Raw genomic sequence first — 15,658 nt, 5'->3', positions numbered from 1 at the left:
CCAGGCGTAGATAAATCTGCCAAAGCAGGGAGCAAATCGGCCTGGCTGTGGTCGAAGCGGATTCTTGAAGGCAGAGGTGCTGCAAATGAAGTGGATGGTGGCGGCGTTGGCGATGACGCTGGGTGGCTGTGTGAGTGTTACGGAACTGGAACAGTCGCGCGAAACGCTGGATGTAATCTCGGGCAAGTCCCCACGCGCGTATGCCGATTGCGTCAAGCAGAAGCTGGCCGATACCCGCGAGCCGCTGGTGGAAGAGCAGCGTGGCGATGGCCTGCGGCTGATCGTGCCGCAGAAGATCAGCTCGGGTGTGGGCCCGGCGGCGCTGGTGGATATCGACAAGCGTGGCAGCGGCAGCAGCATCAAGCTGCACGAGCGGCTGAACAATTTCCCGCTGCGCCTGGGCGACGTGCGCACCGCAGCCACCCAATGCATTTCCGGTAGTTGATCCAGGGCAACTGATCACGCTCCTTTTGCTTATATGTTTTAAGCCTAAGCTTATAACAATAGAAAAGGAGATTCGTGATGACACCGTTGAATCGCGCCTTGGTCGGCAGCCTGCTGATCCTGGCCTGGCCCACGGCGCATGCCGCCGATGGCCAGAAAGTCTTCACCCAGGGTGGGGCCAACCCTGCCGCCATGGCTTGCCTGGGTTGCCATGGCCCGGACGGCAAGGGCATTGCCGCTGCCGGCTTCCCGCGCCTTGCCGGGTTGCCTGCCGCCTACCTTAGCAAGCAACTGCATGACTGGCGCGACGGCAGCCGCAAGCAGCCAGTGATGGAACCGCTTGCCAAGGCCCTGACCGAGGATGAGATCAAGGCGGTCAGCACCTATCTGGCCAGCCTGCCGGCAGACCCTGCAGGCGACCTGCGCCGCCAGCAGATCGCGGATGATCCCACCACCCGCATGGCCCTGTACGGCGACTGGAGCCGGCAGATTCCTGGCTGCGTGCAATGCCATGGCCCGGGCGGTGGCGGGGTTGGCGAGCATTTCCCGCCCTTGGCCGGTCAGCCCGCGAGTTACCTGGTGGCGCAGCTCAACGCCTGGCGTGACGGCACCCGCAGCAATGACCCCAACCAGCTGATGGTCGGTGTGGCCAAGGCCATGACCGATGACGAGATCAAGGCCGTTGCCGAGTTCTTCGCCCGCCCCGCCAGCCAGGAGGTCACGCCATGAAACCGATGATTCCAGCCCTGCTGCTGCTGGCCATGGGCACCGCACACGCCGCCCAGATAGCCATGGAAGACCAGTCGCAGTTGAAAGTGCCTGGCGTGCAGGCCGCGCCGCAGTTCGTGCCACCAGCGGAAAGCGAGTTGCCTGACAATGCCTTTGGCAAGATGGTACGCGAGGGGCATGCCTTGTTCGTCGACACCCGCAGGTTGATGCCCGAGGCTGTGGGCAACGGCATGAACTGCAGCAACTGCCACCTTGACCAGGGGCGGCTGGCGCATTCCGCGCCGATGTGGGGGGCGTACCCGATGTACCCCGCCTACCGCAAGAAAAATGACAAGGTCAACACCTATGCCGAGCGCATCCAGGGCTGCTTCCAGTTCAGCATGAACGGCAAGCCGCCTGCGGCCGATAGCCCACAGATGACGGCGCTGGCGGTGTATTCGTACTGGCTGTCGACCAAGGCGCCGACCGGCGTCGAGATTGCCGGGCGCGGGTACCCGGAGGTGCCGCAACCAAAGGGCGGATACGACTTCAAGCGCGGTCAGCAGGTTTATCGCGAGCAGTGTGCGATTTGTCACGGCGACAATGGCGAAGGGCAGAAGGTGGCGGGCGAGTACGTGATGCCGCCGTTGTGGGGCAAGGACTCCTACAACTGGGGCGCCGGCATGCACCGGATCAATACCGCGGCGTCGTTCATCAAGTACAACATGCCGCTGGGCAAGCCGGGCAGCCTTAGCGATCAGCAGGCCTGGGATGTGGCGGCCTGGGTCAATCGCCATGAACGGCCGCAGGACCCGCGGCTGGTGGAAGGCTCCATCGAGAAGACACGGGTGAAGTTCCATGCCAATGACGGGGTGAACCTGTATGGGCAGAAGGTCGATGGTGTGTTGATCGGGCAGGGCACCGGTAGCTGATGTATTGCCTGTACTGGCCTCTTCGCGGGCAAGCCCGCTCCCACAAGGATCACCACAGACTCTGAATGCTGTGCAGTACCTGTGGGAGCGGGCTTGCCCGCGAAGAGGCCAGTACAGGAAACCCCGATTTCCTGTCATCCAACGGTCAAGGATGACAGCAATATTTACGATCCCCCGGAACTATCTACACTAGGTTATCTCTATCTTCCCATCGATCGGCCACAGGTAGGGCATTGTAAGGTGACTGCCGCCTGATTAGACTGCGCCGAATTCCACTGGCCTAGCCTTTTGTAAGGACGTATATGATCAAAAAATGCTTGTTCCCGGCAGCCGGTTACGGCACCCGCTTCCTGCCCGCTACCAAAGCCATGCCCAAGGAAATGCTGCCGGTGGTCAACAAGCCACTGATCCAGTATGGCGTTGAAGAGGCACTGGATGCCGGTCTGAACGAGATCTCCATCGTCACCGGGCGCGGCAAGCGTGCTTTGGAAGACCACTTCGACATCAGCTACGAGCTGGAAAACCAGATCAAGGGCACCGACAAGGAAAAATACCTGGTTGGTATCCGTCGCCTGCTCGACGAGTGCTCGTTCTCCTACACCCGCCAGACCGAAATGAAAGGCCTGGGCCACGCCATCCTGACCGGCCGCCCGCTGATTGGCGACGAGCCGTTCGCCGTGGTGCTGGCGGACGACCTGTGCGTGAACCCGGAGGGTGACGGCGTACTGACCCAGATGGTCAAGCTGTACAACCAGTTCCGTTGCTCGATCGTTGCCATCCAGGAAGTCGATCCGCAGGAAACCAACAAGTACGGCGTGATCGCCGGCGACATGATCCGTGACGACATTTTCCGCGTCACCAACATGGTCGAGAAGCCAAAGCCGGAAGATGCCCCGTCGAACCTGGCGATCATCGGTCGCTACATCCTGACCCCGGACATCTTCGACATCATCGCCAACACCGAGCCGGGCAAAGGTGGCGAGATCCAGATCACCGACGCCCTGATGCAACAGGCGCAGAACGGCTGTGTGATCGCCTACAAGTTCAAAGGCAAGCGTTTCGACTGCGGTGGCGCCGAGGGCTACATCGACGCGACCAACTTCTGCTTCGAGAACTACTACAAGACTGGCAAGGCTTACTGATAAGCCGCTACTTGTATCAAAGCTGATAACTGGGGCTGCTTTGCAGCCCTTCGCGGGCACGCCCGCTCCTACAGGTATTGTGCAGGCCTTCAAGGCTGCGCCGGTACTGTGGGAGCGGGCGGGCCCGCGAAGGGTCGCAAAGCGGCCCCAGTGCGTTATGCTGGGCGCCTGCCTAGGAGAGTGAATACATGGCCTACGATTTTGATCTGTTCGTGATTGGTGCCGGGTCCGGCGGTGTGCGCGCGGCGCGGTTTGCCGCCGGCTTCGGGGCAAAGGTGGCAGTGGCCGAGAGCCGCTACCTGGGCGGCACCTGCGTCAACGTCGGCTGCGTGCCGAAAAAGCTGCTGGTGTACGGCGCACACGTCGCCGACGAACTGGAACAGGCCGCAGGCTTCGGCTGGACCCTGGAAGAAGGGCACTTCGACTGGGGCACCCTGATTGCCAACAAGAACCGGGAAATCGAGCGCCTCAACGGCATCTACCGCAACCTGCTGGTCAACAGCGGGGTTACCTTGCTGCAGGGGCATGCGCGTCTGACCGGTGCCAATGAAGTGGAAGTGGAAGGCCAGCGCTACACCGCCGAGCACATCCTCATCGCCACCGGTGGCTGGCCACAGGTGCCAGACATTCCGGGCAAGGAACTGGCCATCACCTCCAACGAAGCATTCTACCTCAAGGACCTGCCACGCCGGGTGCTGGTGGTGGGCGGTGGCTACATTGCCGTCGAGTTTGCCGGCATCTTCCAGGGCCTGGGGTCGGCTACCACACTGCTGTACCGTGGCGACCTGTTCCTGCGTGGCTTCGACGGTTCGGTGCGCACGCACCTGAAGGAAGAACTGGAAAAGCGCGGCCTTGACCTGCAGTTCAATGCCGACATCCAGCGCATCGACAAGCTCGAGGACGGCAGCCTCAAGGCCACCCTGAAGGATGGCCGCGAGCTGGTCACCGATAGCGTGTTCTATGCCACCGGCCGGCGCCCGATGCTGGACAACCTTGGCCTGGAGAACACCGGCGTCGAGCTGGATGAACGCGGTTATATCCGGGTAGACCCGCAATACCAGACCACCGCGCCGTCGATTCTGGCGATTGGCGATGTGATTGGCCGCGTGCAACTGACCCCGGTGGCACTCGCCGAGGGCATGGCCGTGGCCCGGCGCCTGTTCAAGCCTGAGCAATACCGCCCTGTGGACTACCAGAACATACCCACCGCGGTATTCAGCCAGCCGCCCATCGGCACCGTGGGCCTGACCGAGGAGCAGGCGCTGGAGGCCGGGCACAAGGTGCAGGTATTCGAGAGTCGCTTCCGTGCGATGAAACTGACCCTGACCGACATCCAGGAAAAGACCCTGATGAAGCTGGTGGTCGATGCCGAGACCGACAAGGTGCTGGGCTGCCACATGGTTGGCCCCGACGCCGGCGAGATCATCCAGGGCCTGGGCATTGCCCTGAAGGCCGGTGCGACCAAGCAACAGTTCGACGAAACCATCGGCGTGCACCCGACGGCGGCCGAAGAGTTCGTGACCATGCGCACGGTCACTCGCTGATGCCACTGGCCCCATCGCCGGCAAGCCAGCTCCCACAGGGATTGCACAAGTGCAGAGACCTGCGCGGTACCTGTGGGAGCTGGCTTGCCGGCGATGGAGCCCTTGAATGCCCCGCAATCCTTTGCTCAGCCCATTCCCTTCTATCAATTATCCTCGGTTATAGCCAAAACCAATCAAAAGCATGAGCTTTGCCAATGAGCCTTTATCGGGACCAGCGGTTAGGATTCTCTCCATCAACTGATTCCAACCCCATGAAGGAGCGTCTCTCATGCCAATCATCAACAGCCAGGTCAAACCGTTCAACGCCACCGCCTACCACAAAGGCGAGTTCGTCCAGGTCAGCGAAGCCGACCTGAAAGGCAAGTGGTCTGTCGTGTTCTTCTACCCGGCCGACTTCACCTTCGTCTGCCCTACCGAGCTGGGTGACCTTGCTGACAACTACGCCGAGTTCCAGAAGCTGGGCGTGGAAATCTACGGCGTGTCCACCGACACCCACTTCACCCACAAAGCCTGGCACGACACTTCGGACACCATCGGCAAGATCCAGTACCCGCTGATCGGTGACCCGACCCACGTTATCTCGCGCAACTTCGACGTGCTGATCGAAGAAGCCGGCCTGGCCGATCGCGGTACCTTCGTGATCAACCCGGAAGGTCAGATCAAGATCGTCGAACTGAACGACGGTGGTGTAGGTCGCGATGCTGCCGAACTGCTGCGCAAGGTGAAGGCTGCCCAGTACGTCGCCGCTCACCCAGGCGAAGTTTGCCCGGCCAAGTGGAAAGAAGGCGAAGCCACCCTGGCTCCATCGCTGGACCTGGTCGGCAAGATCTAAGCCGATGCGCATGTCGCGGGCGGTAGCCAGCCGCCAAAGCTGAAGTACCTACCGCCCCGTAAAGCGCCCGGGCGAGTTCGCCTGGGCGTTTTTGTATCCGAGTTTTGAAAAAGGAATCGCCCGTATGTTGGACGCCACGCTTAAATCGCAACTGAAAACCTACCTGGAGCGGGTCACCCAGCCGATCGAGATCGTTGCCTCCCTCGACGACGGCGCGAAATCCCGCGAATTGCACGACCTGCTGGTGGAAATTGCCAGCCTGTCGAACCTTATTACCTTCAGCGCGGACGGCAACGATGCCCGTCGTCCATCGTTCTCGCTGAACCGCCCGGGAGCCGACATAAACCTGCGCTTCGCCGGCATCCCCATGGGCCACGAATTTACCTCGCTGGTGCTGGCACTCCTGCAGGTCGGGGGCCACCCGTCCAAGGCCAGTGCTGAAGTGATCGAACAGATCCAGGCGCTGGAAGGCGAGTTCACCTTCGAGACCTACTTCTCGCTGTCGTGCCAGAACTGCCCGGACGTGGTCCAGGCGCTGAACCTGATGGCGGTCCTCAACCCCAACGTGCGCCACGTGGCCATCGATGGCGCGCTGTTCCAGGCGGAAGTGGAATCGCGCAAGATCATGGCGGTGCCGAGCATTTACCTGAACGGCGAAGTGTTTGGCCAGGGCCGCATGGGCCTGGAAGAAATCCTCGGCAAGATCGACACCAACGCTGGCAGCCGCCAGGCCGAAAAGATCAACGCCAAGGACGCCTTCGACGTGCTGGTGGTCGGTGGTGGCCCCGCCGGCGCCTCGGCAGCTATCTATGCCGCGCGTAAAGGCATCCGCACCGGTATTGCGGCCGAGCGTTTCGGCGGCCAGGTGCTCGACACCCTGGCCATCGAGAACTTCATCTCGGTACAGGAAACCGAAGGGCCGAAGCTGGCCACGGCGCTGGAAGAGCACGTCAAGCAGTACGACGTGGACATCATGAACCTGCAGCGCGGTGAAGCGCTGATCCCGGCCACCGATGGCGGCCTGCACGAAGTACGCCTGGCCGGCGGTGCCTCGCTCAAGGCCAAGACCGTTATCCTGGCTACCGGTGCCCGCTGGCGTGAGATGAACGTGCCGGGCGAACAGGAATACCGCGCCCGTGGCGTGGCCTACTGCCCGCACTGTGACGGCCCGCTGTTCAAGGGCAAGCGCGTGGCGGTGATCGGTGGAGGCAACTCGGGTGTGGAAGCGGCCATCGACCTGGCGGGTATCGTCGCCCAGGTAACGCTGATCGAGTTCGACAGCCAGCTGCGTGCCGATGCGGTACTGCAGCGCAAGTTGCACAGCCTGCCGAACGTGAAGGTGATCACCAGTGCGCTGACCACCGAGGTGCTGGGCAATGGCGAAAAGGTGACCGGCCTGCGTTACAAGGACCGCACCACCGACCAACAGCATGAAGTGTCGCTGGAAGGCATCTTCGTGCAGATCGGCCTACTGCCGAACACCGACTGGCTGAAAGGCACCGTCGAGCTGTCGCCGCGTGGCGAGATCATCGTCGATGCCAAGGGCCAGACCAGCATCCCGGGTGTGTTTGCGGCGGGTGACGTGACGACTGTGCCGTACAAGCAGATCGTGATTGCGGTGGGTGAGGGGGCCAAGGCATCGCTGGCGGCCTTTGACCACCTGATCCGCACTTCGGCACCGGCGTAAGCCTGTACCGGCCTCTTCGCGGCTAAAGCCGCTCCCACAGGTACTGCGCAGATTTTGCAAACTGTGCAGATCCCTGTAGGAGCGGCTTTAGCCGCGAAAGGGCCGGTACAAGCAAAGCAATAACCGAGGATGTCTATGATTACTGCAGACACCCTCAGGAATCACACCCATGACCCTGATCAGCCGCGAACCCTGGTGGCTAGTCCCCCCAAAGCCCGGGCAGCAAGAGCAGGACCTGCACTGGGGCTACCTGGAAATCTACGCCGACGGCCGCACCGTGTTCGTCGACCAGCGCCCCAGTGACCGGGAGCTGGCCGAGCGCAAGAGCTGCCGCAACTTCCCCGACCCGGAGCCGTGACGGCTCAGCCTTCCAGTTCGGCCAGGCGTGCTTCCAGCGCCGCGATGCGTGCTTCGAGGGCTTCGATGCGTTCTTCCGACACATTGCCGCCGCTGCTGCGTGCCCCACCTTCTTGTTGCCGGGCAGCCAGGATTGCCTCGATTTCGGCCGGGTCGCCCAAAGCATGGGTGTAACGGTCTTCGCGCTGGCCGGCCTGACGCGGCAGGTGCAAGGCCAGGCCGCGCGAGATCAGGCGCTCCAGCTGGTGCTGGATCTGCTCGGTGTCGTCGAAGTCGTGCAGGCGGTTGCTGCGGGTCAGCAGTTCGTTGAGGGTTTGCGGCCCGCGCAGGAACATCAGGCCCATCAGCACCAGTTGCGCCGGCACCAGCTCAAGCGCCTTGTCCACCCGTTGTTCCCAACGGTCGGCGCGGCTGCCCATCTGCAGGCGGATCATGTCCTGCCCTTCGAGGGCGCGCAGGGCTTGGCCGACCTGGCCTTGGGTGAGGTTCATGACCGGCTCGCGACTGGTCTTCTGGTTGCAGGCCAGGACCAGGGCGTTGAGGGTCAGCGGGTAGCTTTCCGGGCTGGTGGCCTGCTTCTCGATCAGCGAGCCGAGAATACGGATCTCGATGCTGCTGAAGCGGCCTTCACCGGCGGTTTCGTGTTCTGACATGGCCCTGTCTCATTGCTGGGGAAAGGCCACTAGGGTAGGTAATGCCATCGTGTTAGGCAATTGGCACCTGTGGGAGCGGGTTCACCCGCGAACACCGGCGCAGCCGGTGCCATGCACCGCGTCGCCTGATTCGCGGGTGAACCCGCTCCCACAGGGGCCCGGCAAACTCAAGCGTTGCGCCGCTCTTCAGCCTGGCACGCCGCCGCGGTAAACAGCACATCGGTCGAAGAATTCAGCGCCGTCTCGGCCGAATCCTGCAGCACGCCGATGATGAAGCCCACCGCCACCACCTGCATGGCAATTTCGCTCGGGATGCCGAACAGGCTGCACGCCAGTGGAATCAGCAGCAGCGAGCCACCGGCCACGCCCGAGGCGCCGCAGGCACAGACCGCCGCCACCACGCTGAGCAGCACGGCGGTCGGCAGGTCCACCGGAATACCCAGGGTATGTACAGCCGCCAGGGTCAGGACGGTAATGGTGATGGCGGCTCCGGCCATGTTGATGGTTGCACCCAGCGGGATCGACACCGAATAGGTGTCCTCATGCAGGCCAAGGCGCTCCGAGAGGGCCAGGTTGACCGGGATGTTGGCTGCCGAGCTGCGAGTGAAGAACGCAGTGATACCGCTTTCGCGTAGGCAGAGCAGGGTCAGCGGGTAGGGGTTGCGGCGGATTTTCCAATATACGATCAGCGGGTTCATCACCAGCGCCACGAACAGCATGCAGCCGATCAGCACCGCCAGCAGGTGCAGGTAGCCGAGCAGGGCGTCCAGGCCCGATTGGGCCAGCGTGGCGCTGACCAGGCCAAAGATGCCCACCGGGGCGAAGCGGATGACCACGCGTACGATCAGGGTCACGCCATTGGACAGGTCCTCTACCACGGTGCGGGTGGTTTCGCCGGCATGGCGCAGGGCTACGCCCAGGCCGATGGCCCAGGTCAGTACGCCGATGAAGTTGGCGTTGAGCAGGGCGTTGATCGGGTTGTCGACCGCACTCAGAAGCAGGTTCTGCAGCACCTCGGTAATGCCCCCCGGCGCACTCAGCGCAGCGTCGCTGGTAGTCAGCACCAGGTTGGACGGGAACAGCATGCTGGCGACCACGGCGACTACCGCTGCGCTGAAGGTGCCCAGCAGGTACAGCCAGAGGATCGGGCGGATATGGGTTTCCTGGCCGTGGCGGTGGTTGGCGATCGAGGCCATGACCAGGATGAACACCAGCACGGGCGCCACCGCCTTGAGGGCGCTGACGAAGACTTTCCCGAGGAAGGCCATGTCGCGGGCGATGGCGGGCGCAAGCAGGGCCAGGGCGATGCCGGCGATCAGGCCGATGACGATCTGCGTCACCAGGCTGGTGCGGTTGAGGAAGCGGAGGACGGGGGTCATGTGCAACGATATCCCAGCATGTTCAAAAAGGGCGCGACTTTACCATAGACCTTCGTCGAGCAGGGCGGCCTGAAGAAGTCAGCGCCCGCGCCGCCGCGACACCCGCGCCTCGATGTTCTTGCGCCCGATCAGCAGTGGCGGCTTCTCCACTACCGGCTCGTCCGCCAGCCACTTGTACATCACCAGGCAGTCCACCAGCCCCAGGCGGGCATGGCGATAGGCCTTGGGCAAGCGGCCAACGGTTTCGAAGCCCAGCTTGTGCCACAGCGCCACCGCTACCTCGTTGGTGGCCACCACCGAGTTGAGCTGCAGGGCCAGAAAGCCCTCCTGGCGTGCCTGTTTCTGGGAGTGCTCGCACATCAACCGCGCGACGCCGCGGCCGCGTGCCGTTTCACAGACCATGTAGCCGCAATTGCCCACGTGCCCACCGGGCCCGGCGGCATTGGCCTTGAGGTAATACGACCCCAGCATCGCGCCGTCATCCTCGGCCACGAATGTGCGCATGGGCAGTTCCAGCCACAGCTGGCGGGCCTGTTCGAAGCTGAGGGCCGGGTCGAATGCGTAGGTTTCACGGGCCTGTACGACGGCCTGGAAGGTGGGCCAGAAGTGTTCGAAGTCTTCCGGTGTCATGGGGCGGATGTGGATCATGCGGGTTCCTGCAAGGGCTGGGCCGCCCAGTCTGGGTGGCGCGGCGCCGTCGCGCAAGGGCGGCGACGCCATTTGCGTTCAGCCGTTGGCCTTGCCCACCGCATCCATGGCACGTGCCGAGTACACCAGCGCGGCACCAGCGTTCATCGCCACGGCCACGCCGAGGGCCTCGGCGATTTCCTCGCGGCTGGCACCGTGCTTGACGGCCTGCTGCGAATGCACCGCGATGCAGCCATCGCAGCGTGTGGTCACGGCCACGGCGAGGGAGATCAGCTCGCGGGTCTTGGCGTCCAGGTGGTTGGTCTTGGCCCCTGCGCCGCTGGCGGTCATGTAGCCGGCCACGGTGTCAGGGGAAAGCTGCTTGAGATCGCCGATGCCGGCCATCAACTGCTTACGGTAGGCGTCCCAGTCCATCATGCTCATCGTCTTCACCTTGGGGAGGTTGCGAGTGGAGCTTTCAGGCTAGTCGAAGAGTGGAAAGTGTGAGGCTTGTACTTTGGTTGGTTGCGCGCAGGCCTTTGGACTGCGCGCTCCCACATCGATCAGATATAGATGAACACCAGCACCAACGCCGCGACGAACGCCCACTTCTCCAGGTAGTAGCGCGTGCGGTTGCGCTTCTTCATCGCCTTGCCACGTTCGCGGATCTTGTAGATGCGGGTGAACAGACGGTTGATGCCACCGGTCTTGTCGCCGGCATCGTTGGGGGCGGCGGCAGCGGCCATGACGTTGCGGCTGAACCAGCGGTTGAACGCGGTCGCCCAGCGGTACTTGAGCGGGCGTTCCACGTCGCAGAACAGGATGATGCGGTTGTGCTCAGTGGTATTGGCCGCGTAGTGGATGTAGGTCTCGTCGAAGACCACGCCCTCGCCATCGCGCCAGGAATACTTCTCACCGTCCACATCGATGTAGCAACCATCGTCGTTAGGCGTGTCCAGGCCCAGGTGGTAGCGGTACGAGCCGGCATACGGGTCGCGGTGGCGCACCAGCTTGGCGCCCGGTGGCAGGGTGGCGAACATGGCGGCCTTGACCGTGCCGATGCCTTTGAGCAACTCGGTGGTGCGTGGGCACAGGGTCATCGCCGACGGGTGGCTTTCGCCGTACCACTTCAGGTAGAAGCGCTTCCAGCCGGTCTTGAAGAATGAGTTGAAACCGACATCATCGTAATTGTCGGACTTCTTGATTTCGCCCACATGCAGCAGCTGTTGGGCTTCCTCGCGGATTTCCTGCCAATGGTCCTGCAGCGTCTGCAGTTCGGGGAAGGCCTCCACCGGCAGGTAAGGCTTGGCCGGGTGCCGGGAAAACAGGTACAGGAAGCTGTTGACCGGGGCCAGGAAACTGGAGTGGTCGCCCAGCTGACGGGTCAGCTTGTGGCGAACGCGACCGCGCAGGTGAACATAGGCGATCGAGAGGACGAAGATGAGGACTAAGGCGATTTTCATGGGCGGATACGTCAAGTAATGGCCATGCGTGATGGCTAAGCCCGCCAGCATAAACAATCGAGTCGATGCTTTATAGAAGAATGTGACGCAACAGTGGCAGACCTTGGTACAAGCGTCACCGCTGTGCCAAGGTCTGCAGGCGATGCATCAGGCCAGAGTAGCCTCGATGCGGCCATCCGTGATGCGATGGTCCTTGCCTTGGTAGCTGACCACATAATCAGTGAATTCGGCGGTCAGGGTCCTGTTCTCCACGTTCCACTCATGCTGCAGACGGCCCCCGGTCAGGGGATAGTACAAACTGCCAATCAAGAAGAACAGGCGTGCGTGGTGTTCACTGAACAGCATCATGATGCCTTGGGTAGCGTTGTCCACTTGCTGTTTTGCGGTGAGTTGGATGCGCCCGTCTTCCAGCTCCCTGGATTTGATGGTTTGAGCGTCGAGGTTGCCCAGCGAGGGGAAAATGGCAGGGTCGATGTTGGCCTTGACCTGGCCGGTGCTGGAGATGCGTTGCGTCGCATGGTCGGCCAGCGACAAGGACAGCTTGCCATCCACGATGTCAACCTGGCCCATGGTGTCTACAATGGTGAACTTGAACTCTGCCTCCAATGCCTTGGAAGCCTGATCCATCTGGACAATTCGTATTTCCCCTTCGGTCGCCCAACCTGAGCGGCCAATCGAACTCGAGCCGAAATAGGCGTTGATCTCGGCTTTCTGACCTGGGCCGATCTTGTGGGATTCGCCTGTGACCAAGCAGCTTTCAGGGATATCCATGTGGATGAAGCTATGAACGTCATCCGATCCCTCCTTGTAATGAGCGGCAAAAAATGTGCGGTTGCCCTCACTGACATCTGTTTCTACTTCAGAAGCCTTGAACGCGTACTCACGCTGGCCCCACTTCAGTACTGCTTGCATGGGAGGTTGGGTATTACGGGTGTGCTGACGCTGTTTCATAACCGTATCTATATGATTGAATGGAGACCTCAGCGTATGGTTTGGGTCCCTGCCCGCGAAACTGGCAGCCCTGCGAGTTTCCCAGCGCATCAGTACGTGCTTTGCGCATCTTCAGGAGCGGCACGATGACACCGGTCAGCGGACGTATCGAAAAACCATTCAAGCGCCTGTTCTTCGCCTTGCCGGTGAGCGATGCCCAGCGCCGCGCCCTGGCCCAGTGGCGACGTGGCCTGAGCCTGCGCAGCGGAAGACCGGTGCCGGCCGCCAACTTCCATGTGACACTGCTGTTTCTCGGCGATGTGGATACCGCCCATATGCCTGCTATTTGCGCGGCGGTCGACCAGCTGGAGCTTCCAGCCACGGCACCACGGCTGTTGCTGGACCGCCTGCAGGTGTGGCAGCGGGCCAGCGCCTTGGTGCTGGAGGCGCAGAAGACCCCACCGGCCCTGTTGCAACTGGTGTACAGCTTGCAGCAGGCGCTGCTGCCGTTGGGGGTGGACGCGGCCGACCGTGAGTATCGCCCGCACCTGACGCTGGCCAGGGATTACCGCGGCCAGCCGCCAGAGGCCAGCAGCGCGCCGGATTTCTACCTCGCCGCCCGCCATTTCACACTGTACGAGTCGCGCAAGGGCGCCTACTGGCCATTGGCGCAATGGCCGCTTTCAAGCTGATTCAGGCCATGCAATACAGTTGCAGCTATCTCGACCGCATTGACCTCAAGGGCTTTGCTATCCCGGTGGGAGCCAGCTTGCCGGAGATGGGGCCAGGGCAGGCGATTACACTGGCAGGCTCTGGTACGGCAATTCATCCCCCGGGCTGCGGTCGAACTGGCGCTTGTACTCGCGGCTGAACTGCGAGGTGCTCTGGTACCCCACCCGGTGCGCGGTCTGCGCCACCCCCAGGCCTTCGCCGATCAGCATCTGCTGCGCCTTCAGCAGCCGCAGGCGCTTGAGGTACTGCATCGGCGCCATGTCGGTGCAGCGCTTGAAGTGCTCGTGGAAGGTCGAAACGCTCATGTTGGCGCGTGCGGCCAGCGCTTCAACGCTCAGCGGCTCGGTGTAGTGTTCGCGCAGGTGGGCAAGGGCGGCGCCGATGCGGGCGAAGTGCCCTTGTTGCTCCACCAGCGCCCGCAACACGCCCGCCTGTGGGCCGCGCAAGGCGGTGTACAGCACCTCGCGTACCCGCGCCGGGCCCAGCACCTTGGCGTCCACCGGGTCCTGCAGGCAGCGCAGCAGCCGTTCCACGCATTCGCGCATCGGCGCATCGAGTGCAGCCGAGGTCATTGAATGCGGGGGTTGCGCCTGCACCGCGGCATCCGGCGCCAGGGCCATGCTTTGCACCAGTTCACCCAGCACGCCGCGGTCGATGTCCACCGCCACGCCCAGCAACGGTGCTTCGGGGGTGGCAAAGGTTTCGCACATGAACGGCACCGACAGTGCCTGCACCAGGTAATGCCCGGCGCCATATTCCAGGGTACGCGGCCCCAGGCGCGCCAGCTTGCTGCCCTGGGCCAGGATCATCAGGCTGGGTTCGTAGATCTGCGGGCTGCTGGCCACATAGTGGTCCCAGCTCAGCACCTGCACCTGGGGCAGATGCGTGGGCACGAAGCCCGGGCGCGTGGCAAGGCTGCGGATCAGTGTGCAAAGCGGCGCATTGGCGTCGACGTGGCGGGTCAGTTGCATGATGGACCTGGGCAGAGAATCAGACAGTTTGATCATCGCAGATTGAACGCTCGGCGCCAGATGCTGCATGGCATCTTCGGAGAATCAGGCATCGATACCGGAGAATCAGTCGTGGGCGAAGCGACGCATGGCGCGCAGAATGCGCAGCCTGAATCGTTTCACTTCATTGCGAGGCCCTGCATGTATACCGCCATCGGTTACGCCGCCCAGACCCCCACCAGCCCTCTGGCTCCCATGACCTTCGAGCGTCGCTGCCCGCGCTCTGACGACGTCGCCATCGACATCCTTTACTGCGGCGTATGCCACTCCGACATCCACCAGGCGCGCAACGAATGGGGCATTGCCGTGTACCCGCTGATGCCTGGCCACGAGATCATCGGCCGCGTCACCGCCGTGGGCGACAAAGTGACCACGCACAAGGTCGGCGACCTGGTCGGCGTTGGCTGCATGGTCGACTCGTGCCGACACTGCGAAGCTTGTGCCAAGGACCTGGAGCAATATTGCCTGGAAGGCCCGACCATGACCTATGCCACCCCGGACCGAGTCGACGGTAGCAACACCATGGGCGGTTACTCCAGCAGCATCGTGGTCAGCGAGCACTTCGTGGTGCGCATCCCGGCCGGCATGGACCTGCCCAGCGCCGCGCCAATCCTCTGCGCCGGCATCACAACCTATTCGCCACTCAAGCACCACGGCGTCGGCCCTGGTCACAAGATCGGCATCCTCGGCATGGGCGGCCTGGGCCACATGGCCATCAAGCTGGCCAAGGCGCTGGGCGCCGAAGTGACCCTGTTCACCCGTTCCCAGGCCAAGGCCGACGAAGCCCGTCGCCAGGGTGCCGACCATGTGATCGTGTCCACCGATGCCGAGCAGATGCACGCCGCGGCGGGCCGTTTCGACTTCCTGCTCGACACCATCCCGGTGCAGCACGACCTCAACCCGTACCTGGAAACCCTGAAATTCGATGGCGTGCACATCCTGGTCGGGCTGATCGAGCCGATCGACCCGGCGGTGCATGCGGCCAATCTGGTGATGAAGCGCCGGGTGCTGGCGGGGTCGTTGATCGGTGGTATTGCCGAGACCCAGGAAGTGCTGGACTTCTGTGCCGAGCACGCGATTCGTTGTGATATCGAGTTGCTGGATATCCGCAACATCAACCAGGCGTATGAGCGGATGATTGCCGGGGATGTGAAGTACCGGTTCGTGATCGATATGGCTACTTTGCAGGGCTGATGGTTGCCTGACCCGGCCTCTTCG

17 protein-coding genes are annotated in these 15,658 nt (G+C 62.6%); 10 read left to right on the top strand and 7 right to left on the bottom strand.

Translation table 11 applies throughout. The features are described from left to right. The first annotated feature begins 85 nt into the window (after positions 1–85). From NY023_RS17280 to NY023_RS17245, 8 genes are all read left to right on the top strand, one after another. A complete protein-coding gene (locus NY023_RS17280; protein ID WP_024087369.1) occupies positions 86–445 on the top strand; it encodes a hypothetical protein in 360 nt (119 codons plus the stop codon). 77 nt (positions 446–522) lie between these two features. Then, entirely contained in the window at positions 523–1,173 is a 651-nt protein-coding gene (locus tag NY023_RS17275; RefSeq protein WP_013973183.1) for a c-type cytochrome, read from the top strand. Next, positions 1,170–2,084: a c-type cytochrome gene (locus tag NY023_RS17270; RefSeq protein ID WP_013973182.1), complete on the top strand. Its 915-nt coding sequence runs from the start codon at positions 1,170–1,172 to the stop codon at positions 2,082–2,084. The genes NY023_RS17275 and NY023_RS17270 overlap by 4 nt, the downstream gene beginning before the upstream one ends. Positions 2,085–2,386: 302 nt before the next feature. Next, complete coding sequence (gene galU, locus NY023_RS17265; RefSeq protein WP_013973181.1) at positions 2,387–3,226, top strand: UTP--glucose-1-phosphate uridylyltransferase GalU; 840 nt, start codon at positions 2,387–2,389, stop codon at positions 3,224–3,226. Between the two features lie 188 nt (positions 3,227–3,414). After that, entirely contained in the window at positions 3,415–4,770 is a 1,356-nt protein-coding gene (gorA, locus tag NY023_RS17260) for a glutathione-disulfide reductase (protein ID WP_013973180.1), read from the top strand. Between the two features lie 268 nt (positions 4,771–5,038). Continuing rightward, positions 5,039–5,602, top strand: a complete 564-nt coding sequence (ahpC, locus tag NY023_RS17255) for an alkyl hydroperoxide reductase subunit C (protein WP_004375926.1) — start codon at positions 5,039–5,041, stop codon at positions 5,600–5,602. 124 nt (positions 5,603–5,726) lie between these two features. Then, positions 5,727–7,289, top strand: a complete 1,563-nt coding sequence (gene ahpF, locus NY023_RS17250) for an alkyl hydroperoxide reductase subunit F (RefSeq protein ID WP_013973179.1) — start codon at positions 5,727–5,729, stop codon at positions 7,287–7,289. A gap of 169 nt (positions 7,290–7,458) precedes the next feature. Next, entirely contained in the window at positions 7,459–7,647 is a 189-nt protein-coding gene (locus NY023_RS17245) for a hypothetical protein (RefSeq protein WP_013973178.1), read from the top strand. 4 nt (positions 7,648–7,651) lie between these two features. Here the strand turns inward: NY023_RS17245 and NY023_RS17240 are convergent, their stop codons facing one another. From NY023_RS17240 to NY023_RS17215, 6 genes are all read right to left on the bottom strand, one after another. Continuing rightward, positions 7,652–8,299 (bottom strand): YceH family protein, encoded by a 648-nt coding sequence (locus tag NY023_RS17240; RefSeq protein ID WP_013973177.1) that lies wholly within the window; start codon positions 8,297–8,299, stop codon positions 7,652–7,654. 167 nt (positions 8,300–8,466) lie between these two features. Beyond that, positions 8,467–9,678 carry a serine/threonine transporter SstT gene (gene sstT, locus NY023_RS17235; protein WP_013973176.1) on the bottom strand — a complete coding sequence of 404 codons (1,212 nt, stop codon included), beginning with the start codon at positions 9,676–9,678 and terminating at the stop codon, positions 8,467–8,469. 78 nt (positions 9,679–9,756) lie between these two features. Next, complete coding sequence (locus NY023_RS17230) at positions 9,757–10,326, bottom strand: GNAT family N-acetyltransferase (protein WP_013973175.1); 570 nt, start codon at positions 10,324–10,326, stop codon at positions 9,757–9,759. Positions 10,327–10,404: 78 nt separating this feature from the next. Continuing rightward, positions 10,405–10,749, bottom strand: a complete 345-nt coding sequence (locus tag NY023_RS17225) for a carboxymuconolactone decarboxylase family protein (protein ID WP_013973174.1) — start codon at positions 10,747–10,749, stop codon at positions 10,405–10,407. A gap of 119 nt (positions 10,750–10,868) precedes the next feature. Then, positions 10,869–11,768 (bottom strand): lipid A hydroxylase LpxO, encoded by a 900-nt coding sequence (gene lpxO, locus NY023_RS17220; RefSeq protein ID WP_013973173.1) that lies wholly within the window; start codon positions 11,766–11,768, stop codon positions 10,869–10,871. Positions 11,769–11,915: 147 nt separating this feature from the next. Further along, positions 11,916–12,719 carry a hypothetical protein gene (locus NY023_RS17215; RefSeq protein WP_044047088.1) on the bottom strand — a complete coding sequence of 268 codons (804 nt, stop codon included), beginning with the start codon at positions 12,717–12,719 and terminating at the stop codon, positions 11,916–11,918. A 125-nt stretch (positions 12,720–12,844) separates the two neighbouring features. Between NY023_RS17215 and thpR the strand changes: the two genes are divergently transcribed. After that, positions 12,845–13,390, top strand: a complete 546-nt coding sequence (gene thpR / locus NY023_RS17210) for an RNA 2',3'-cyclic phosphodiesterase (protein ID WP_013973172.1) — start codon at positions 12,845–12,847, stop codon at positions 13,388–13,390. Between the two features lie 105 nt (positions 13,391–13,495). Here the strand turns inward: thpR and NY023_RS17205 are convergent, their stop codons facing one another. Then, positions 13,496–14,401: an AraC family transcriptional regulator gene (locus NY023_RS17205; protein WP_013973171.1), complete on the bottom strand. Its 906-nt coding sequence runs from the start codon at positions 14,399–14,401 to the stop codon at positions 13,496–13,498. Positions 14,402–14,581: 180 nt separating this feature from the next. Between NY023_RS17205 and calA the strand changes: the two genes are divergently transcribed. Further along, a complete protein-coding gene (gene calA, locus NY023_RS17200) occupies positions 14,582–15,634 on the top strand; it encodes a vanillin reductase (protein ID WP_013973170.1) in 1,053 nt (350 codons plus the stop codon). The last annotated feature ends 24 nt before the right edge of the window (positions 15,635–15,658 follow it).

This window comes from Pseudomonas sp. NBB (assembly GCF_032701105.1).
Classification (GTDB): Bacteria; Pseudomonadota; Gammaproteobacteria; order Pseudomonadales; family Pseudomonadaceae; genus Aquipseudomonas; species Aquipseudomonas asiatica.
This window is presented reverse-complemented; position numbering and strand designations above follow the sequence as displayed.